This window comes from Fundidesulfovibrio terrae (assembly GCF_022808915.1).
Classification (GTDB): domain Bacteria; phylum Desulfobacterota; class Desulfovibrionia; order Desulfovibrionales; family Desulfovibrionaceae; genus Fundidesulfovibrio; species Fundidesulfovibrio terrae.
In genome coordinates this window covers 979,127-998,307 of record NZ_JAKZFS010000001.1, presented here as the reverse complement: position 1 = coordinate 998,307, position 19,181 = coordinate 979,127, and the positions used below count along the sequence as shown (strand labels likewise).

The following is a 19,181-nucleotide window of genomic DNA, read 5'->3' as shown; positions in this document are numbered from 1 at the left end:
ATGGGTCAATCCAGGCCTTCCACCTGAGGCCGAAATAACTGTTGCACAATCCACCTATTGTAATGTTAAAGGAAATCCAAGTCTTGAAATCCAAATTGGACTGACCATGCCCATGCGCCATTTCACAGCGTTCATCTGCTTGGCCGCCCTCCTCCTTTCCGGCTGTATGAAGGTGGGTCCGGACTTCAAGAAACCCGACGCCGCCAAGCCGGACTCCTGGCTGGAGGCCGAATTCTCCCAGGCCCGGCCCGACATGCCTCCGGTTGTGGACTGGTGGAAGCTCTTGAACGATCCGGCGCTGGACAAGCTGGTGGCCCTGTCCCGAAGCCAGAACATCCCCCTGCACATGGCCGGGGTGCGCATCCTCCAGGCCCGGGCCCAGCTGGGCATCAGCGTGGGCAACATCTACCCCCAGACCCAGCAGGCCACCGGGAACTACACCTACACCGAGGCCAGCCGCCGCGCCCCCAGTTCCCCCCAACCGGGGCAGGAGAGCGGCGTACAGTTCAGATACTGGCAGAACTCAGTGGGCTTCAACGCCGCCTGGGAGCTGGACTTCTGGGGCAAATACCGCCGGGCCATCGAATCCGCCGGGGCCACGCTCTCGGCCAGTGTGGCCGACTACGACAATGCCCTGGTGTCGCTTGAATCGGACGTGGCCAGCACCTACGTGCTCCTGCGGGTCAGCGAGGACCGTCTGCGCATCGCCCAGGAGAACGCCCGCCTGGAGGCCGAGGCCTTAAACATCGCCGACATCCGCTTCAAGCTCGGGGCCACCAGCGAACGCGACGTCATGCAGGCCAAGACCCTGCTGGACTCCACCCTGGCCCGCATCCCGCAGCTGACCAACTCCATCCAGAAGGCGCGCCACGCCCTGTCGGCGCTGCTCGGCATGCCCCCCTCGGACCTCAAGGACATCCTGGGCGACGCATCGCGCATCCCTGAGTGCCCGGCCCAGATCGGGGTGGGCGTCCCGGCGGAGCTCCTGCGCCGCCGCCCGGACATCCGCCAAGCCGAATACCAAGCCATGGCCCAATGCGCCCGCATCGGCGTGGCCAAGGCCGACCTGTTCCCGTCCTTCAGCCTGACCGGCAACGTGGGCTGGCTGTCCTCCAACGTGCTGGCTTTCTCGCTTGCGGACATTCTCACCGCCAAAAGCTTCACCGCGTCGTTTACGCCCTCGTTCTCCTGGAACCTCTTCAACTACGGGCGCATCGTGAACAACGTCCGCCTGCAGGACGCCAAGTTCGAGGAGGCCCTGCTCTCCTACCGCAACACGGTGCTCAGGGCCCTCAAGGAGACCGAGGACGGCTTCTCGGACTACCAGCAGTCCCGGGCCCAGGCGGAACAGCTGGCCAAGGCCGCCGATTCCGCCAAGCGCGGGGCGGAGCTGGCCTTCCTGCAGTACCGCGAGGGCAAGACCGACTTCACCACGGTCATCGTGGCCCAGCAGGACCAGCTCAACCAGCAGGACGCCCTGGCCGTGGCCCAGGGCAACATCGTGCTGGGCATGGTGGGAATTTACCGGGCCCTGGGGGGCGGCTGGGAGGAACGGCCTGAGCCGGTGCCCGCCGAGGTCAGGGATGAGATGACCAAGCGCACCTGGTGGGGGCCCATGATCAAGGAGAGCCCCGCAAAACAGGAAGACCCCGCCAAGGCCGGACCTGGGCGCTACGTACCTGATTTCTAGCGTTTTCTTGAAAAACAAGGATGAACCACATGCGCCATCACGTGACGCGACGCCTGCTCCTCTTCGCGGCCCTGGCTCTGGCGGCCGGGCTCTCCGCCTGCGACAAGCGCAACGCCTACGTCCCGCCGCCGCCGCCATCCGTCACCGTGGCCAAGCCCGTGCGCCAGCCGGTGGTGGACTACCTGGAGTTCACCGGCAACACCCAGGCCGTGCAGACCGTGAACCTGACCGCCCGCGTGGAGGGATTCCTTCAGGAGATCAAGTTCAAGGACGGCCAGGACGTGAAGCAGGGCCAGCCCCTTTTCATCATCGAACCGGCCCCCTACCTGGCCAAGGTCAACAAGGCCAAGGCCGACGTGGACGCCCAGAAGGCCCGGCTCACCCAGGCCGAGGTGGAGCTGACCCGCTCCAAAAAGCTCTTCGCCGAACGCGCCGGGCCGGACACGGAAGTGGTCAAGTGGCAGCGCGAGCGCGACTCCGCCATCGCCGACCTGGAAGCGGCCAAGGCCAGCCTCCAGATCGCAGATATCAACTACGGATACTGCCGCGTGGCCGCTCCCTTCGACGGCCGCATCAGCCGCCGCCAGGTGGACCTGGGCAACTTGGTGGGCTCTGGCGGACAGGCCACCACCCTGGCCACCATCATCAAGGACGACCCCATCTACGCTTACTTCACCCTCTCGGAGCGCGACCTGCTGCGCATCTCCAAGCACCACGACGCGGACAAGAACCCGCAGGGCCGCGCCAAGCTGGATATGGGCTTCTCCAACCAGCAGGACTTCCCCGTCCAGGGAGTCCTGGACTACTACGACCTGGGCGTGGACCCGCAGACCGGCACCATGCTCCTGCGCGGAGTCTTCCCCAATCCCAAGGGGACCATCGTTCCCGGCCTCTTCGCCAAGCTGCGCGCGCCCCTGGAGACCCGCGACGCCTTAACCGTCCCAGAGGGCGCGGTGGGCGTGGACCAGATCGGCAACTACGTGCTCGTCGTGGGCGACAAGAACATCGTGGAGCAGCGCCCCGTCACCGCCGGACAGGCGGTCAACGGGCTGCGGGTGATCGACAAGGGGCTGGAGGGCAACGAGACGGTCATCGTCAACGGCCTCCAGCTGGCCCGCCCCGGCACCCCGGTCACTCCCCAGGAATCCAAAAAGTAGCGGCCGCCCATGTTCTCGAAATTCTTCATAGAACGTCCCGTCCTGGCCAACGTGCTGGCCATCGTCATGATGCTTCTGGGCGCTGTGTCGCTCATCAAGCTGCCCGTGGCCCAGTACCCCGACATCACCCCGCCCAACGTGCAGGTCTCCACGGCCTACCCCGGCGCGAGCCCCGAAGTGGTCGCCGAGACCGTGGCCGCCCCCCTGGAGCAGCAGATCAACGGCGTGGAGAAGATGCTCTACATGTCGTCCAAGTCCTCCTCGGACGGCTCCTACCAGCTGAACATCACCTTCGAGGTGGGCACGGACCTGGACATCGCCACGGTGCTGGTCCAGAACCGGGCCAACGTGGCCATCCCCCGCCTGCCCCAGGACGTGCAGCGCCAGGGCCTCACCGTCAACAAGCAGTCCACGGCCATCCTGCTGGTGATCACGCTGGAATCGCCCGACAAGCGCTTCGACGACCTGTTCCTCTCCAACTACGCCTATCTGCGCATCAAGGACGAGATATCGCGCATCAACGGCGTCGGCGCAGTGAACATCTACGGCGCCGACGAATACGGCATGCGCGTCTGGGTGGACCCCAACAAGCTCAAGTCGCTGAACCTGTCCGCCCAGGACCTGGTCAACGCCATCTCCAACCAGAACGTGCAGGTGGCCTCGGGCCAGATCGGCCAGGCCCCCACCCCGCCGGACCAGGTCTTCCAGCTCACCATTCAGACCCAGGGCCGCCTTGCGGACGTGGAGCAGTTCGAGAACATCATCATCAAGGCCGACTTCAACCAGACCGGGAAGGTGGTGCGCGTCAAGGACGTGGCCCGGGTTGAACTCGGGGCCAAGACCTACAGCGTGTTCGGCCAGAAGGACGGCCAGCCCGCCACCTGCATCGCCACCTACCTGCTGCCCGGGGCCAACGCCCTGGACGTGGCCGCGAAGATCAAGGCCAAGATGAAGGAGCTCTCCAAGGATTTCCCTCCCGGCCTGGAATATTCTGTACCCTTCGACACCACCATCTTCGTCAACCGGGCCATCGAGGACGTCTACCATACCTTGGTCGAGGCCGCGGTGCTGGTGCTCATCGTGATCATGGTCTTCCTGCAGAACTGGCGGGCCATGCTGGTCCCGGCCACCACCGTGCCCGTGACCATCCTGGGCGCGTTCGTGGCCATGGCGGGCCTGGGCTTCTCGGTGAACCTGATCACGCTTTTCGGCATCATCCTGTCCATCGGCATCGTGGTGGACGACGCCATCATCGTGGTGGAAGGCGCCATGCACCACATGGAGCACGGCAAGAACTCCCATGATGCGGCCATCCAGGCCATGTCCGAACTCTTCGGCCCCATCATCGGCATCACCCTGGTCCTGACCTCGGTGTTCATGCCCGCGGCCTTCCTGCCGGGCATCACCGGCCAGCTCTACCGGCAGTTCGCCCTGGTCATCGCCTCCACGGCGCTCATTTCGGCCATCAACGCCGCCACCCTCAAGCCCACCCAGTGCGCCCTGTGGCTCAAACCCCACGTCGGCGAGAAGAACTTCTTCTTCCGGGGCTTCAACGTCGTTTACCAGAAGTTCGAGGACATCTACACCCGGGCCGTGACCTTCATGGTGGGCCACTCCAAGCTGGCCATGATCATCTACTGCGGCCTGGTGGTGCTGACCGGAGTCATTTTCACCCGCCTGCCCACGGGCTTCCTGCCCGAGGAGGACCAGGGCTACTGCATCATCAGCGCCCAGTTGCCTCCGGGCGCGTCCCTGGCCCGAAGCGACGCGGTGAACGAGAAGCTCAACGAGATCCTGCGCACTACGCCGGGCATCGCCAACTGGGTCACCTTCGGCGGCCTGTCCATCATGGACGGCGTGAACCAGCCGAACTGCATCGCCATCTTCCCCGTCTACAAGGACTGGAGCGAACGCGGCAAGGGCGAGACCCAGGAGGCCATCGTGGGCCACATCCAGATGGCCCTGCACCAGCTCCAGGACGCCATGGCCTTCGCCATGATCCCCCCTGCCATCCAGGGCCTGGGACAGGCGGGCGGCTTCGAAATGGTGGTGCAGGACAAGGGCAACCTGGGGCCGAAATCACTGGAGCAGACCCTGCGCACCATGATGGGCGCGGCCAGGAGCCAGTCCGGCCTGGAGGCGGTCAACGCCCTGTTCAACGCCTCCACGCCGCAGCTCTGGGCCGACGTGGACCGCACCCAGGCCCTGACCTACGGCGTGCCCATCCCCAACCTGTTCAGCACCCTCCAGACCTATCTGGGATCGGCCTACGTCAACGACTTCAACAAGTTCGGGCGCGTCTACCAGGTGAGGGTCCAGGCGGACTCCATGTTCCGGCTGCGCGCGAGCGACATCCGACGGCTGGAGGTGCCCAACCTCCAGGGCAAGATGGTGCCGCTTGGCGCAGTGATGTCCATCCGCGACATCGTCGGCCCCCCGGTGCTCACCCGCTACAACCTGTACACGGCGGCATCGCTCTACGGCTCGGCCGCGACGGGGTTCAGCTCGGGCGAGGCCCTGGGGCTCATGGAGCAGCTGGCCAAAGACAAGCTGCCCTCCTCCATGGGCTTCGAGTGGACGGGCATGAGCTACCAGGAGAAGCGCGTGGGCTCGGAAGCCTACTTCATCTTCGCCCTGGCCATCCTGTTGGTCTATCTGGTGCTGGCCGCCCAGTACGAAAGCTGGTTTTTGCCCGCGTCGGTGATCCTGGTGGTGCCGCTGGCGCTTCTGGGCACGGCCGTGGCCGTCACGGTGCGCGGCATGGACAACAACGTCTACACCCAGATCGGCGTGGTGCTCCTGATCGCGCTGGCCTCCAAGAACGCCATCCTCATCGTGGAGTTCGCCCGGGAACTCAGGGAGAAGGGGCGCGGCGTCCACGAGGCGGCCATCGAATCCGCCAGGCTTCGTTTCAGGCCCATCCTCATGACCAGCTTCGCCTTCATCCTGGGCGTGGTGCCGCTTTTGACCTCGTCGGGCGCGGGCGGGGCCAGCCAGCGGGCCGTGGGCACGGCGGTGTTCGGCGGCATGATCGCCTCCACGGTGCTGGCCGTTCTGGTGGTGCCGGTGTTCTATGTGGTGGTGCAAGGAGTCATCGAGAAGCTATGGCCGCCCAAGGAGGGCTCCTCGGGAGAGGGCGCCTAGGGCGTCACGGCGATGACGGCCACGGGCGGGAATGCGAAAGGCGTAATTATAGGTTCTCCCACCCGGCACACTTTCCGTGTTGCCGGGCGGGCGGAACGAGGGCTTACGGATAAGACCGGCCGACGGGGAATGAACCTATTGAGACTCCTCCCTATCCATCCCCAAAACCTGCCTGGTCCAGTAGACCCTGCGCCTGGCGACCCATTGCTTCTTCTCCTCGGGCCACTCGGGGTGCGAGGAGCAGACCGATGCATACTGCCGCCTGAAAAGGCAATCGTGTTCAGATTTCTTTTCCATGTGCATCATACCGTTTTGTGAGTCGTGTCGTGGGGTGAGGCGTGCCGTACCGATTCCCCTTTACCTCCGGTCGGGGACAGTTGCAAGCCTGTATCAGGCCCTACATCAGGATGGATATTCTAACCCGCGCGGGGTTGTTTTCATCCCCGGCGGACACCATCCGGCAACCGAGTTCCGTTCCCTGCTCCAGGAGGGCGGCGACGCGTCCGGCATCGCCCTCCGGCAGATAGCCTGCCGGCCGTCCCTTGAGCATGACGGCCACCCGTCCACGCGACATGGTCAAAGCAAGTTCCACGCCAGGACGAAGCCCGCGAAGAGACGCCGCATCGCAGCCTTCGAGGCCGCACACCGCCAGCGCAACCTCGCCGCGGTGCCCCGGCGCGGGTTTCCCCTTCCCGAACAGGCCGGTCAAATTTTCCCAGAACGCCATAGTTTCCCCCGTGCGCGTTTCCCGCTTTTTGTTTTCGTTCCGGGACAAACCGTGTATTGTGCGCCATCAGGGGATCCGCAGCCTCTCCCGGCTCGAGGAGCATCCCAGCGCGGACGGCTGTGAGTCAATTCCATATGGAGAACGAACACGAAGTGCCCGGCATTCAGAACTGAACAAGGAGTGACCCGATGAAACGCATTCTGTCCCTGTCCCTCATGGTTGTGGTCCTGTGCGCGGCCATGGTCTGGGCTTCCGCGCCCAAGCCCACGCTCACCCCCGACCAGGCGCTGGAGCGCCTGCAGCGCGGCAACGAACGCTTCTTGGCGGCCAAACCCATCCATCCCAACCAGGACGCTTTCCGCCGCAGCGTGACCGCCAAGGAGGGCCAGAAGCCCTTCGCCACCATCCTCGGCTGCGCTGACAGCCGCGTGCCGCTGGAACTGGTGTTCGACGCGGGCGTGGGCGACCTCTTCGTGGTGCGCGTGGCCGGAAACGTCACCTATTTCGACCAGGCGGGCACCATCGAATACGGCGCCGACCACCTGGGCTCCAACCTTGTGGTGGTGCTGGGACACACCAAGTGCGGCGCGGTCACGGCCGTGGTCAACGGCGAAGAGGCCCACGGGAACATCCCGGCCCTGGTGGCCAACATCGTTCCGCCCGTCACCAAGGTCAAGGCGGACAACCCCGGCCTGGCAGGAGCCGACCTGCTCAACAAGGCCATCGAAGCCAACACCTACCAGGCCATCGAGGACCTCTTCAAGTCGAGCCCCATCATGCGCGACATGGTCAAGGCCCAGCAAGCCAAGGTCGTGGCGGCCATCTACGACGTGGAGAGCGGCAAGGTGAACTGGCTGGGCGAGCACCCCAGGCAGGCCGAGCTGCTCGAGCTCACCGGCGGCCCGCACTAGCTTCATCCTATTATTAATTGAAGGCCCGGCGGGAATGACTCCCGCCGGGCCGTTTTCCGTCACTCGCGGCTTGGCCCGTATCCTCGCGCCGCCGTCCGGGCTCGCCCGGCCCATCATCGACATCCCCGACCTTCCATCAAGGCGTCCCCGCCGTGCTTACGCGCTCAATCGGCGTAACATTGAGAGCACTTGGCTTCGCCGTCGCTTGGCAGCGCCAAGAATCCCACACCTCGGATTCAATTTTTTGGACCGTAAAAAAAATTTTACTTTAGTCAAAAAAACACCACTTTTTTGTTGCACCCGGTCTTGCAGGGGGCTAGAAGGAAGCCATGGCTAATCGGGAAAGGGCCTCCCTGGTACGTGGGCCCCAACCGAAGATCGTCCGGCAACCCTTCAAGACAAAAGGAGTAAGGAACATGAAGCGCTTTACGACCCTGGCCCTGCTCGTCGCCATGGTGTTCGGCTGCGTGGCTTTCGCCTCCGCCGCCACCGAGGTCAAGATGACCGGCGACGCCCGTATCCACGCCAACTTCTGGAACAACATCAACTACACCGGCTGGAACCCCCGCGGCACCAACACCGGTGACTCCCTGACCATCTGGGAGCGTTTCCGCCTGCGTTCCGACTTCATCGCCAACGAAGGCCTGAAGTTCCGCTTCGGCATCCGCGTGAACAACAAGGCTTGGGGTAACGACACCTTCACCGTGGACAACCCGGCCGTCTCCATCGACGTGTACCAGGCTTTCCTGCAGTTCAAGTGGCCCAGCACCGACATTGAGTTCACCATCGGCCTCCAGGACATGGATCTGCCCATTTCCGCTCCCGGCATGCTGAACTCCAACCCGGTGTTCGGTGGCTCCCGTGCCGCCGCTGCCGTGGTGGCCATCCCCGTCGTCGACCAGTTCAAGATCGTGGCCGGCTTCGCTCGCCTGCTCGACACCAACAAGGACTTCGACCCCACCACCAAGCAGGTCGCCGACGAGTTCGACGGCTACTTCCTGGTTCTGCCCATCACCCTGGACGGCTTCAAGGCCACTCCCTGGGGCATGATCGCTGTTGCCGGTAAGGACGCTGGTTACACCACCGCCGTCGGCTCCTCCCCCCGCTTCACCAACCAGTCCCTGGCCACCAACCTGGCCTCGGCTGCCTACTTGCTGTCCCCCGTGGGCTTCAAGCAGTCTCAGACCGTGTACTGGTGGGCCGGCGCTTCCTTCGCCGTCACCGCGCTTGATCCCTTCAAGTTCTACGCCGACGTGATGTACGGCGAGGGCGCCGCCAACCAGGGCAGCCGCAAGCGCGCTGGCCTGTTCTTCGACGTCGCCGCCGAGTACACCGGCTTCGACATGCTGACCCCCCAGGTGACCTTCTGGTACTCCACCGGTGAGGACGGCTCCATGCGCAACGGTTCCGAGCGTATGCCCTCCGTCGTCCAGTCCTGGGGTCCCTCGACCTCCTTCCTGTTCGACTGCAGCCAGCAGTTCGCCGGCGGCCACATGGGTCTGAACAACGTGGGTAACTGGGGCTTCGCGGTCTCCCTGAACAAGATCTCCTTCATTCAGGACCTGACCCACCGCCTGACCTTCACCTACGCTCACGGCACCAACTCCGGCCGTGCCCTGCGCCAGGCCAACCTCCTGTGGGGCGTGGGCCAGTACGTTGAAATGGGCCGCGACCTGACCACCAACGAGTATGTGATGGGTATCAACTTCGATAACCAGTACAACATCTACGAGAACCTGGCCGCCATCGTCGAGACCGGCTGGGCTCACGGTCAGTTCGAGAAGTCCGTTTGGGGCCGCCGTATGGTCAATCAGGCCCAGAACGGCGACGCCTGGAAGGTCGCCTTCGGCCTGAAGTATCAGTTCTAAAAGGGTTTAGCCGGACACGCCATGCGGCCGGGACGAAAGTCCCGGCCGTTTTTTTATGCCTGCGGGGCTTTGCCCGGTCCCGCCCTTTTTCCCACCGGCCCTTCTCGCTTCGCCACGCTGTGCAAACGCGCCGATGGCAGTTCCCTCCAGATATTGCATATTCCTATTGTACGCATTTGTCCGGCCAATATATGTCTTCGCCATACGCTCCGTTCATATGCCTGCCCGGAAACCCGGAGGCGCGACGATCGGCGCACCACTTAGGGGAGGAGGCATGGACGACGCGCACCACGGCCACGGCCGCCGGCACTTTCTGAAAAAACTGGCAGGGACGGCTGCCGTGACCATGGCAGGCGGCTTGGCCACCATGACCGCGCATGCGCAGCCGGGAGCCTTCCCGGGCAAGCTCCTGCAGGTCTGGTCCTGCGGCGGGCTGGCCGAAGCCATGAATCCCGCCAACGAAATCTACGAACAGCGCTCAGGGGCGCGTGTGAGCTATACTGGAGCCTTCGCTGCGGCGCTGGGCAAATCACTCCTGGGCGGCTCGACCACAGAGGTCTTCGCGGGCCGCGTGCTGGACCTGGCCAGGAAGCTGCGCCACTCCGGCAAGATGCTCTACTTCAAGCCCCTGTGCTTCACCAGCTACGTCATGGTCACGCCCAGGGGGAATCCGGCCAAGATCGCCTCCATCGAAGACATGGCCAAGCCCGGGATCAAGGTGGTGCTTGCGCCCGAGGCGTCCCCGCCGGGGGGGGCTGCCGCACTGGCGGTGCTCAAAAAGGCCGGCATTCAGGACGCAGTCATGAAGAACTGCGTCACCCAGGGAAGCTGCGTGCAGCGCACCATGGACGACATCATCTCGGGCCACGGCGACGTGTCCATCGTGGAACTGCGCGTCACCCGCATCCCGCAATTCGAGGGAAAAATGGACGTGGTGGAGATTCCTGAAGCGCTCTTCCCGCCCCCGCCGCTGACCTTCACCATTGGCGTCATGAAGGACGCCAAGGACCGCGCCCTGGCTGACGACTACGTGACCTTCATGACCTCTCCCGAGGCCCAGGCCCTGCTGGAGCAGCGCGGCTTCATACCCGCCAGCTCCGACAAGGGCCGCACCCTGGTGGAAAAGCTGGGGGTGAAGGATGCCTGATCGCGCCTGCACATCCTGCGACTCGAGCCCCGCCAAGGCCGTTTCCGCGACCGGGCTGGCCGTTTCCGGCTCCGTGGGCCGCGCCTGCGGCGGCAGAGAAGCCTCGGCCGTTGCCCGCGCCGGAAGGCTCCCCCTCCTGCGCAGGCTCTCGCAGTTGGCCATGCTGGCCGGGCTTGGCCAGTGGTCCTTCTACGGCATCTTCCGCTGCCCCTTCATCGTGCCCTACGTCAGTTGCCAGAACTGCCCCGTGCTCACCTGCCACGGCCGGATACTGTCCTTGTTCTGGGGTGCGTGGCTGCTCCTGCCCGTGAGCGCCCTCCTGGTGGGACGCGCTTATTGCGGCTGGGCCTGCCCCGGGGGGCTTGTGAGCCAGATGCTCGGCAAGCTGGCCCCAGTGAAGGCGAGAGTCCGCAACGCCTTCACCAGGATTGCCCCCCTGGGGGCGTATCTGGCCCTCATCGGATGCCTGTACGTCTGGTTCGCCATGGGCCAGCCCCGCGGCAACATCCCCATCCGCACCGGCGAATTCTTCGGAGCCGTCAGCCTGACCTTCGAGCACGCAGGGCTCCTCTGGCTGGTCAGGACCGGCATCGTCCTGACGCTTGTGGCGCTGGGACTGGGCGTGGCGAATTTCTGGTGCCGCTTCGCCTGTCCAACGGGAGGCGCGTTTGAGATCGTGAAGCGGTTTTCGCTCTTCAAGGTCTACAAGACCGAGGCATGCAACGGCTGCGACAAATGCCTGAAGGTCTGCGAAATGGGCACGCGCCCCGAGGAGACAGCCTGCACCAACTGCGGCGACTGCCTGGACAGCTGCCCGCAGGGAGCCATCGGCTTTGGGAGAAAACCGTCGTAGCGGCGCGGCGGCTTCCGAAATATCCCGAGGAGACGAGGACGTGCAGGCAAGGGGTGCCTCCGGCGGCCAAAGGGACTTCGTCCCTTTGGAATCCCGTATAATTGCCCCCGGTGGCAATCGCGAGCGTCGGGTCCTGCGCGGGATTGTAAAACGCGAAAGAGAAAGCCGGGGAGCGTAGGCTCCCCGGCTTTCGTTTGTCGCGAACTTGGCTGGCGCCTACTTGGCGAGATCCTGCTGCATGGACTTGATGTCCTGTTCGATCCTGGCCAGGCGCTCCTGGTAGGAGGCGTCCAGCTGCCCCTTGAGCATGTCCACCTTTTGGGAAACCTCGCCCAGGGTGTTGGCCACGATGACCTTGCGGGCCATCTCCTTGGGAGCGTTCATGGCCTCGGCGGCCTTGGCTTCCACGGCTGAAATGCGGGACTCGTAGGCGCTCATCTTGGCGGAGTACTTGCCCTCCACCATGAAATAGACGCCCACCGCCACCAGCATGGCCACCAGCGCGAGCATGATGCCCATGTTGGCCGAAGCCCGTGCCGGCCCCTCGGGCTCAACGCCCTCGTCACCTTGCATCTGCCTGATCGCATCAACCCTCTTTTCCAATCCGAGCATATCGTCCTCCGATGATGAAACGGCCCCCTGCAATTCATATGGCATGCCGGGCCCGGTTGATCAACCCATGAATTTCACCAGCTCGAAGACCTTGCGCCACTGGGTGGCCACGATGTGGAAATAGCGGTCCTGCGGGATGTAGATGTAGGGCACATCCTCGGTGCGCCGGTAGAGGAAGTGGGACAGGATCATCCGGTTCACGGCTTGGTGGCCGATGATCATGATGTGCTTGGCGTTGCCCGAGAGGTACAGGGCCTTCTTGACCCCGCGCTCCACGCGCTCCTTGAGGGTCGCGTAGCCCTCGCCGCCGGGGTAGATGTAGTTGTACTTGTCGCGGGTGCGCGCGGAGTGAACCTGGGGCATGTCCCGGGCGATCTGGTCGTAGGTCATGTTCTCGCACACGCCCGCGTCGATCTCGTCGAACTCGTGCAGGGGGATCACCCGGCAGTCCTGGCGGCCGTCGCACAGGCGCTGGGCCATCTGCCGGGCGCGCTTTTTGGTGCTGATGAAGACGTAGGGCAGCGGCGTCTCCTTGAAGTGCCAGGCCAAGGACTGCGCCTGCACGAGCCCCCGCGCGGTCAGGTCCGGGTCTCCGCCGATGCGCATCTCCAGGTTGAAGACGGTCTCTCCGTGCCGCGCCAGGTAGAGGTTCTGCACCCAGTCGGACACCAGCAGGTCGCGCACGATGCGGTAGTGGGGCAGCACGGCCTGCACGCGCTCGCGTTCGATGCGCTTGTGCAGGGAGTCCAGCACCACGAAGTTCTCTTCGTCCGCCAAAGGGTCGTAAAGGCCCCGGTAGTAGCGGATGCGCTCCCGGAAGCCCTCCTCGGCCTGTTCCGGCGTCAAATGGGCGAAATCCGGCATGGCGATCTTGCGGGATATGCTGGCCGAGACCAGTTCAGGGTCGTCGTTGACGCACTCAACGAAGAAGATCGGATAGCCGACGAAGAAGCTCTTGATGACCTGGCGGCGCTGCCTGGAGACGTTGGTGGCGTCCAGCACGGCCACCTCTCCCTTGCCGTGCAGGAAATCGGCGGCCCGCTCCATGTTGATGCGAGCGATCTTTTCGCGCAGGGCCACACCCTCGGCGTAGTCCGGAGAGTAGAAATCCGAGCAGGCGGTCTCGCTGGCCCCGCAGAGCTCCCGCCGCACGTCGCCGTTGTTGAAGACGGCGACCTCTATGCCCTCCTCGCTCAGGCACTGCCTGATCTTGGAAGCCACTGTGGACTTGCCCGAGGCGGGCAGCCCGACCATGGCTATGACCAGCTTCGTCGCTCCCATGGGGTCATCCTTTGTCCACGACTTTGGCCTTCATCACCCTGGAGCCCGGCGCAACGTCCGACGTGACCCACACGTTGGCCCCGATCACCGAGCCCTTGCCCACCGTGATGCGCCCGAGAACCGTGGCCCCGGAATAGATGGTCACGTCGTCCTCCACGATGGGGTGGCGCGCCAGGCCCTTGACCGGATTGCCGTTCTCGTCCTTGGGGAAGCTCTTGGCCCCCAGGGTCACGCCCTGGTAAACCCGGACGTTGTCGCCGATGATGCAGGTCTCGCCGATGACCACGCCCGTGCCATGGTCGATGAAGAACCCCTTGCCGATTCGCGCGCCGGGGTGGATGTCGATGCCCGTCTCGGAGTGGGCCATCTCCGTGATGATGCGCGGGATGATGTCCACGCCAAGCTCGTGGAGCTCATGGGCGATGCGCTGGTGGATGAGCGCGGTGATGCTCGGATAGCAGAAGATGGTTTCGCCCGGGCTCTTGGCGGCCGGGTCGCCCTCATAGGCGGCCTGCACGTCCAGCACCAGCTTCTCGCGGATGTCCGGCACGGAGCGCAAGAACGCCGTGGCCTTTTCCATGGCCTGGTCCTCGCAGCCGGTGCAGGCCTTGTTCTGCCCCACGCACACGAAGCAGTAGCCGCGCTTGATCTGGTCGGCCAGCTTGCGAAACACCACGTCCAGGTTACAGCCGGTGTGGTAGGCCAACGTGTCCGGAGTGACCTCGGAATCGCCGTAGTACCCCGGGAACAGCACCGCCTTCAAGCGGTCCACCACCTCGGAGAGGATCTCCAGGGACGGCATGGGCGAATCGGTGAGCTTGCGGCAGGCGAACGCCTGGTACGACGACGGCGCGCAGAGCTTGCCCACCACGTCGTCGATCACGTCTTTTTCCGGGGTCAGGGCCGCCAGCGCATGACGCTCGTGCTTCACGACTTATTCCTCCATCTCGGTGAACAGGGGCGTGCTCAGGTAACGCTCGCCCGTGTCGCAGACCATGAAAACGATCATTTTTCCCTTGTTCTGGGGCCGCTTGGCCAGCTCGAGCGCCGCGTGGCAGTTGGCACCCGACGAGATGCCGCACAGGATGCCCTCTTCGCGGAGCATCCGCCGGCCCATGGCCAGGGCCTCGTCATTGGTGACGCGCACCACCTCGTCGATGAGCGAGCGGTCCAGCACCTCGGGCACGAACCCGGCCCCGATGCCCTGGATCATGTGCGGCCCGGGCTCGCCGCCGGAGAGCACGGGCGAGGCGTCGGGCTCAACCGCCACGGCCCTGAGCCCGGCCTTGCGCTGCTTGAGCACCTGGGCCACGCCGGTAAGCGTGCCCCCGGTGCCCACTCCCGCCACGAACACGTCCACTGCGCCGTCCGTGTCGCGCCAGATCTCCTCGGCCGTGGTCAGGCGGTGGATCTCCGGGTTGGCCGGGTTGGCGAACTGCATGGGCATGAAAGCCTTGGGCAGCTCCGAAACCAGCTCGTGAGCTTTCTCGATGGCCCCCTTCATGCCCTTTTTCGCGTCGGTCAGCACCAGCTTGGCGCCGAAGCCCTTGAGCAGCGTGCGCCGCTCCACGCTCATGGATTCGGGCATGGTCAGCATGAGCTTGTAGCCGCGCACCGCGCACATGAAGGCCAGGCCGATGCCGGTGTTGCCGCTGGTGGGCTCCACGATCACCGTGTCCTTGTCCACCAGGCCGCGCTTCTCGGCGTCCAGGATCATGTTGGCGCCGATGCGGTCCTTCACGGAAAAGCAGGGGTTGGCCGATTCCAGCTTGGCCACCAGCTGCACGTCCAGGCCCCGGCCGATACGGTTCAGGCGCACCAGGGGCGTGTTGCCCACCAGTTCGATCATGTTCGAGGCGATGTTCATTGTCGCGCTCCACGCCCGTCAAGGCGGGCCAAGGTTGCAGCATTGCGGTCGTAGCGCCAGTCCTGGGCTTGGTCCAGGCGGACGCCGCCTATCCAGCGCCCCCGGCCGCCCGTTCGCATCCAGTCCGATCCGCCGGAGAGGGTCCGCTCCCCGGCCTTGGTCAGCCGGACCATCCGGTCCGGAAAATTCCCTTCGTCACCGGCCAGCAAGGGCGCGGGCCCGGACATGAGCCGGGACGCCATCAGCCAGCAGGACCAGTCCCCGAAAAAAGGGCGCTCCTCCTGGCGCGAGACCGCCTTGAAAAGCGCCGCTCCGCTGACAGGCCCGGACGAGGCCGCCTCAAGCATCACCCGCTCCAGGCGCGAAAGCCCGTCTCCGACGCCGGGGTATTCCTCCAGGAGCCTGCCCACGGCCTCGGCGACATACGGCAGCCCCTCGACGCCCTCGGCAACGAACCTCTCCAGCCCGGACGGATCGGGGGACGTGAAAGCCCGCCAGGCCTCGTCCGCCGCGCGCATGGTTGCGGCGTCCAGGGGCTCAAGCGCCTTGAGCAGCCCCTCGCTGTCCAGGCCCGAGAACCCCGCGCCGCGAAACGCGAGGATGCTCCCGGGCGCGACCCCGAGCCCGCGAAGCAGCGACACCACCTCCAGCATCTGGAGCTGGTCGAACAGGTCCGCCTCGAACCACAGCACCGCGCCGTCCGCGGCCGATCGTTCCACCAGGCGGTCGCGCTCATCCAAAGAGCCCAGGACCTCCTCGTAGTCCCCCCAGCCGCAGGAGGCGATGAAATCCGCCCGTATCTCCCGCAGTTCGCGCCCGGTCACGTCCGAGGGCACGGGGCCTTCGTGCAGCACGTCCCGCCAGGGGAGCACCTCGTCCGCCATTCCCGCGCGCCTGAGCTCTTCGGCCGCGAAGTCGCCGCAGGTTATGTGCAGCATATGCCCACCTATTCCAGAGGCCGCTTCAGGTAGCGGTAGTAGCCGTCGTACTGCTGCACCGCCGCAAGCGGGTTGTGCCCAAGCAGGCGGTCCTTCACGGCGAGCACCGTGCAGGGGGCTTCGGCGTACTTGATGAAAAGCGAATCGTGCCCCACGCACAGCCCCAGCAGCACGTTGAAATCGGTCCGCGAGGCGTTCAGCGCCTCGGCCTGGAACACCGGGTTGCACATGCTCTCGTGGACCGCGCCGGGGTCCACCTGTTCGCAGGGCTTGATGCCGATCTCCGACTTGGACACGGCCCCAGCCTTGCAGGACACGGACACCGTCTCGAAGCCGTTGGTCGTAAAAATCTCGTGCACCACGGCCCCTTCCTTGCGGAGTCCGATGCAGAACGCCAGCCCGAGGCGACGATACCCCATGCGGCGGGCGAATTCCACGATCTCGACGATGCGGGGCTTCACCGGCCTGACGGACGCGTAGCCGCCGTCGCGCCCGCCGTAGCACTCGGACTCCTGCGCGGAGGCGTTGTACGCGAATTCCAGGTTCTGCGGAGAGATTGTCGCCGAGAGGGCCTTCCCGGACTCCTCGGACATGCGCAGGGACGGGCAGTTGGCCGGAGCCTTCCCCTTGGCGTTGCGGCAGAAGCGCACGGACCAGTCGTAGGGGCACAAGGCGCAGGTGGGATGGTCGAAAGCGGCAGGCATGGATGCTCCGGGGAAATACGTGCTTGCCGGGGCTTCGCCCCGGACCCCAGCAGGGCTCTGCCCTGCACCCGCCAGGGAGACATCCGTCTCCCTGGACCCTCTTACCGCTTCGCGTCCGCGAGCGTTAACGCTCACGGCCGCGAAGCCCGCTATAAGTTTTTTGAGAGAGTCCAGAGAGAACTTTTTTCAAAAAGTTCTCTCTGGCCGCCGAAGGCTCTTAACAAGTACAGGCCGGAGCTTCGCCCTCGGTCCGCTTGAACGGCGAAATCTCCCGCAGCCTGGAGATGATCTTGGGCAGCTCGTTAAGCACCAGGTCCACGTCGGCCTCGGTGTTGAAGCGCGACAGGCTGAAACGGATGGAGCCATGGGCGTAGGTGAACGGCACGCCAAGCGCCCGTAGCACGTGGGACGGCTCAAGCGACCCGGACGTGCAGGCCGATCCGGAGCTTGCGCAGATGCCGAAGGCGTCCATCATGAGCAGGATCGCCTCGCCCTCCACGTATTGGAAGGAGATGTTGGTGGTGTTGGGCAGGCGCGACTCCGTGGTGCCGTTGACGCGCGCGTCGGGCACGGCGGCCAGCAGGCCCTTTTCCAGCCGGTCGCGCATGGCCCGCACCACGGAGTTCTCGTGGCCGATGTTGCCCATGGCGATCTCGCAGGCTTTGCCCAGGCCGATGATGCCGGTGGTGTTCTCGGTGCCGGCGCGGCGTCCGTGCTCCTGGTGGCCGCCCATCATGAAGGGCCTGAACTGGGTGCCCTTGCGCACGAAGAGCGCTCCCACGCCCTTGGGGGCGTGCACCTTGTGTCCGGACACGGCCAGGAAGTCCACGGGCAAGGTCTTCAGGTCGAAGGGCACCTTGCCGAGCACCTGCACGGCGTCGGTGTGCACGAGCACGCCGCGCTCCTTGGCGATTTCGGCGACCTCCTGGATGGGGAAGACCACGCCGGTCTCGTTGTTGGCGAACATGACGGAGACGAGCGCCGTGTCGGGGCGGATGGCGTCGCGCAGCTCGTCCAAGTCCAGGCGGCCCTCAACGTCCACCCCCAGGTAGGTGGCCTCGTAGCCGCCCTTCTTCTCCAGGTGCTTGACCACGTTGAGCACGGCGGGGTGCTCGACACGGGTGGTGATGAGGTGGCGCTTCTCGGGCTGGGAGGCCAGGGCCGAGCGGATGGCGGTGTTGTCGCCCTCGGTGCCGCAGGCGTTGAAGAGCACCTCGCCGGGGGTGCAGCCGAAGGCGGCGGCCACGCGTTCGCGGGCCTCGCTTATCTTGCGGCCCACCTGCCCGCCGAAGGTGTGCATGCTCGAGGGGTTGCCGTAGAGCTCCGAAAAGTACGGCAGCATCTCGTCAAGGACGGCCGGGTCCACCTTGGTGGTGGCGTTGTTGTCCATATAGACGGCGGCCATCAGCGCACCTCCTCCACGATCAGGTCGGGTTCAACGGCGTCGCGCAGGCGCTTTTCCACGAACTGCTTAAGCGTGAGCTGGCTGGACTTGCACGAGGAGCACGCCCCGCGCAGCTGCACCAGCACGCGCTTGCCTTCCACGTCCACCAGCTCGATGTTGCCGCCGTCCTGCTGGAGGCTGGGGCTGATCTCCTCATCGATGATCTTGGAGACGAGCTTCATGCGCTGCAGGTTGGTGAGCCCGGCGGGCTTGACGATCTCCAGCGGCTTCAGGACCTTCTTCTGCCCCTTGGCCTCGGCCAGGAGGTCGGCCAGCTTGTCCAGGCACTTGCCGCAGCCGCCGCCGGCCTTGGTGTAGTCGGTGATCTCCTCCACGGAGGAGAGGTTGTTCTCGGCGATGGCCCGGCGGATGGTCTCGTCGGTGACGCCGAAGCATTCGCAGACGACCTCGCCCTCCTGGTGGGGGGCGACGGGCTGGCCGCGCAGGTTGGCCACGGCGGCCTCCAGGGCCTCCTTGCCCATGACCGAGCAGTGCATCTTCTCCTTGGGCAGCCCGCCCAAAAACTCGGCGATGTCCTGGTTGGACACGGCCAGGGCCTCATCCACGGTCTTGCCCTTGATCATCTCGGTGAGAGCCGAGGAGGACGCGATGGCGCTGGCGCAGCCGAAGGTCTGGAACTTGGCGTCCACGATGCGGTCGTTCTCGTCCACCTTGAGGAAGAGCTTGAGTGCGTCGCCGCAGGCCAGCGAGCCGACCTCGCCTACCGCGTTGGCGTCCGCTATCTCGCCCACGTTCTTGGGGTTGATGAAGTGCTCACGCACCTTGTCGGTATATTCCCACATAAGAATTCTCCTGGTTTGAAACGAGGCAGTGCTAT

16 protein-coding genes are annotated in these 19,181 nt (G+C 65.0%); 7 read left to right on the top strand and 9 right to left on the bottom strand.

The window, feature by feature from the left end:
* The first annotated feature begins 112 nt into the window (after positions 1 to 112).
* Genes ML540_RS04575 through ML540_RS04565 form a run of 3 tightly spaced genes read left to right on the top strand, consistent with a single transcriptional unit; the run spans position 113 to position 5,991 of the window.
* A complete protein-coding gene (locus ML540_RS04575) occupies positions 113 to 1,690 on the top strand; it encodes an efflux transporter outer membrane subunit (protein WP_243358810.1) in 1,578 nt (525 codons plus the stop codon).
* A 29-nt stretch (positions 1,691 to 1,719) separates the two neighbouring features.
* Positions 1,720 to 2,847: an efflux RND transporter periplasmic adaptor subunit gene (locus tag ML540_RS04570; protein ID WP_243358809.1), complete on the top strand. Its 1,128-nt coding sequence runs from the start codon at positions 1,720 to 1,722 to the stop codon at positions 2,845 to 2,847.
* Positions 2,848 to 2,856: 9 nt separating this feature from the next.
* Positions 2,857 to 5,991, top strand: coding sequence for an efflux RND transporter permease subunit (locus tag ML540_RS04565; protein WP_243358808.1), 3,135 nt, complete (start codon positions 2,857 to 2,859; stop codon positions 5,989 to 5,991).
* Between the two features lie 397 nt (positions 5,992 to 6,388).
* Here the strand turns inward: ML540_RS04565 and ML540_RS04560 are convergent, their stop codons facing one another.
* Complete coding sequence (locus ML540_RS04560; protein WP_243358807.1) at positions 6,389 to 6,718, bottom strand: hypothetical protein; 330 nt, start codon at positions 6,716 to 6,718, stop codon at positions 6,389 to 6,391.
* Positions 6,719 to 6,906: 188 nt separating this feature from the next.
* Between ML540_RS04560 and ML540_RS04555 the strand changes: the two genes are divergently transcribed.
* The 4 genes from ML540_RS04555 to ML540_RS04540 all read left to right on the top strand — a co-directional run bounded on the left by ML540_RS04555 (position 6,907) and on the right by ML540_RS04540 (position 11,497).
* Positions 6,907 to 7,629, top strand: a complete 723-nt coding sequence (locus ML540_RS04555) for a carbonic anhydrase (RefSeq protein WP_243358806.1) — start codon at positions 6,907 to 6,909, stop codon at positions 7,627 to 7,629.
* Between the two features lie 416 nt (positions 7,630 to 8,045).
* Positions 8,046 to 9,497, top strand: a complete 1,452-nt coding sequence (locus ML540_RS04550; protein WP_243358805.1) for an outer membrane homotrimeric porin — start codon at positions 8,046 to 8,048, stop codon at positions 9,495 to 9,497.
* 274 nt (positions 9,498 to 9,771) lie between these two features.
* Positions 9,772 to 10,644 carry a substrate-binding domain-containing protein gene (locus ML540_RS04545; protein WP_243358803.1) on the top strand — a complete coding sequence of 291 codons (873 nt, stop codon included), beginning with the start codon at positions 9,772 to 9,774 and terminating at the stop codon, positions 10,642 to 10,644.
* Positions 10,637 to 11,497 carry a 4Fe-4S binding protein gene (locus tag ML540_RS04540; RefSeq protein WP_243358802.1) on the top strand — a complete coding sequence of 287 codons (861 nt, stop codon included), beginning with the start codon at positions 10,637 to 10,639 and terminating at the stop codon, positions 11,495 to 11,497. Before ML540_RS04545 ends, ML540_RS04540 begins: the two co-directional genes overlap by 8 nt.
* Positions 11,498 to 11,713: 216 nt before the next feature.
* Here ML540_RS04540 and ML540_RS04535 read toward each other — a convergent pair whose 3' ends face one another.
* From ML540_RS04535 to nifU, 8 genes are all read right to left on the bottom strand, one after another.
* Positions 11,714 to 12,109 carry a hypothetical protein gene (locus tag ML540_RS04535; RefSeq protein ID WP_243358800.1) on the bottom strand — a complete coding sequence of 132 codons (396 nt, stop codon included), beginning with the start codon at positions 12,107 to 12,109 and terminating at the stop codon, positions 11,714 to 11,716.
* A 60-nt stretch (positions 12,110 to 12,169) separates the two neighbouring features.
* Positions 12,170 to 13,390 carry a bifunctional nucleoside/nucleotide kinase/histidine phosphatase family protein gene (locus ML540_RS04530; protein WP_243358799.1) on the bottom strand — a complete coding sequence of 407 codons (1,221 nt, stop codon included), beginning with the start codon at positions 13,388 to 13,390 and terminating at the stop codon, positions 12,170 to 12,172.
* A 4-nt stretch (positions 13,391 to 13,394) separates the two neighbouring features.
* Positions 13,395 to 14,321: a serine O-acetyltransferase EpsC gene (gene epsC / locus ML540_RS04525; RefSeq protein WP_423747876.1), complete on the bottom strand. Its 927-nt coding sequence runs from the start codon at positions 14,319 to 14,321 to the stop codon at positions 13,395 to 13,397.
* A 3-nt stretch (positions 14,322 to 14,324) separates the two neighbouring features.
* The gene (gene cysK, locus ML540_RS04520) at positions 14,325 to 15,257 is read right to left on the bottom strand and encodes a cysteine synthase A (RefSeq protein WP_243358798.1); all 933 of its coding nucleotides are present in this window, start codon (positions 15,255 to 15,257) and stop codon (positions 14,325 to 14,327) included.
* Positions 15,254 to 16,195, bottom strand: coding sequence for a DUF1835 domain-containing protein (locus ML540_RS04515; RefSeq protein ID WP_243358797.1), 942 nt, complete (start codon positions 16,193 to 16,195; stop codon positions 15,254 to 15,256). The genes cysK and ML540_RS04515 overlap by 4 nt, the downstream gene beginning before the upstream one ends.
* A gap of 8 nt (positions 16,196 to 16,203) precedes the next feature.
* A complete protein-coding gene (locus tag ML540_RS04510; RefSeq protein WP_243358796.1) occupies positions 16,204 to 16,899 on the bottom strand; it encodes a DUF1847 domain-containing protein in 696 nt (231 codons plus the stop codon).
* A gap of 217 nt (positions 16,900 to 17,116) precedes the next feature.
* Positions 17,117 to 18,304, bottom strand: a complete 1,188-nt coding sequence (gene nifS / locus ML540_RS04505) for a cysteine desulfurase NifS (protein WP_243358795.1) — start codon at positions 18,302 to 18,304, stop codon at positions 17,117 to 17,119.
* Positions 18,304 to 19,146: a Fe-S cluster assembly protein NifU gene (gene nifU / locus ML540_RS04500; RefSeq protein ID WP_243358794.1), complete on the bottom strand. Its 843-nt coding sequence runs from the start codon at positions 19,144 to 19,146 to the stop codon at positions 18,304 to 18,306. The genes nifS and nifU overlap by 1 nt, the downstream gene beginning before the upstream one ends.
* Positions 19,147 to 19,181: the final 35 nt, after the last annotated feature.

Excerpts from the sequence above, each read along its gene's own strand:
- ML540_RS04575 (WP_243358810.1), top strand. The coding sequence starts at position 113 with ATGCGCCATTTCACAGCGTTCATCTGCTTGGCCGCCCTCCTCCTTTCC.
- ML540_RS04570 (WP_243358809.1), top strand. The coding sequence starts at position 1,720 with ATGCGCCATCACGTGACGCGACGCCTGCTCCTCTTCGCGGCCCTGGCT.
- ML540_RS04565 (WP_243358808.1), top strand. The coding sequence starts at position 2,857 with ATGTTCTCGAAATTCTTCATAGAACGTCCCGTCCTGGCCAACGTGCTG.
- ML540_RS04560 (WP_243358807.1), bottom strand. The coding sequence starts at position 6,718 with ATGGCGTTCTGGGAAAATTTGACCGGCCTGTTCGGGAAGGGGAAACCC.
- ML540_RS04555 (WP_243358806.1), top strand. The coding sequence starts at position 6,907 with ATGAAACGCATTCTGTCCCTGTCCCTCATGGTTGTGGTCCTGTGCGCG.
- ML540_RS04550 (WP_243358805.1), top strand. The coding sequence starts at position 8,046 with ATGAAGCGCTTTACGACCCTGGCCCTGCTCGTCGCCATGGTGTTCGGC.
- ML540_RS04545 (WP_243358803.1), top strand. The coding sequence starts at position 9,772 with ATGGACGACGCGCACCACGGCCACGGCCGCCGGCACTTTCTGAAAAAA.
- ML540_RS04540 (WP_243358802.1), top strand. The coding sequence starts at position 10,637 with ATGCCTGATCGCGCCTGCACATCCTGCGACTCGAGCCCCGCCAAGGCC.
- ML540_RS04535 (WP_243358800.1), bottom strand. The coding sequence starts at position 12,109 with ATGCTCGGATTGGAAAAGAGGGTTGATGCGATCAGGCAGATGCAAGGT.
- ML540_RS04530 (WP_243358799.1), bottom strand. The coding sequence starts at position 13,390 with ATGGGAGCGACGAAGCTGGTCATAGCCATGGTCGGGCTGCCCGCCTCG.
- cysK (WP_243358798.1), bottom strand. The coding sequence starts at position 15,257 with ATGAACATCGCCTCGAACATGATCGAACTGGTGGGCAACACGCCCCTG.
- ML540_RS04515 (WP_243358797.1), bottom strand. The coding sequence starts at position 16,195 with ATGCTGCACATAACCTGCGGCGACTTCGCGGCCGAAGAGCTCAGGCGC.
- ML540_RS04510 (WP_243358796.1), bottom strand. The coding sequence starts at position 16,899 with ATGCCTGCCGCTTTCGACCATCCCACCTGCGCCTTGTGCCCCTACGAC.
- nifS (WP_243358795.1), bottom strand. The coding sequence starts at position 18,304 with ATGGCCGCCGTCTATATGGACAACAACGCCACCACCAAGGTGGACCCG.
- nifU (WP_243358794.1), bottom strand. The coding sequence starts at position 19,146 with ATGTGGGAATATACCGACAAGGTGCGTGAGCACTTCATCAACCCCAAG.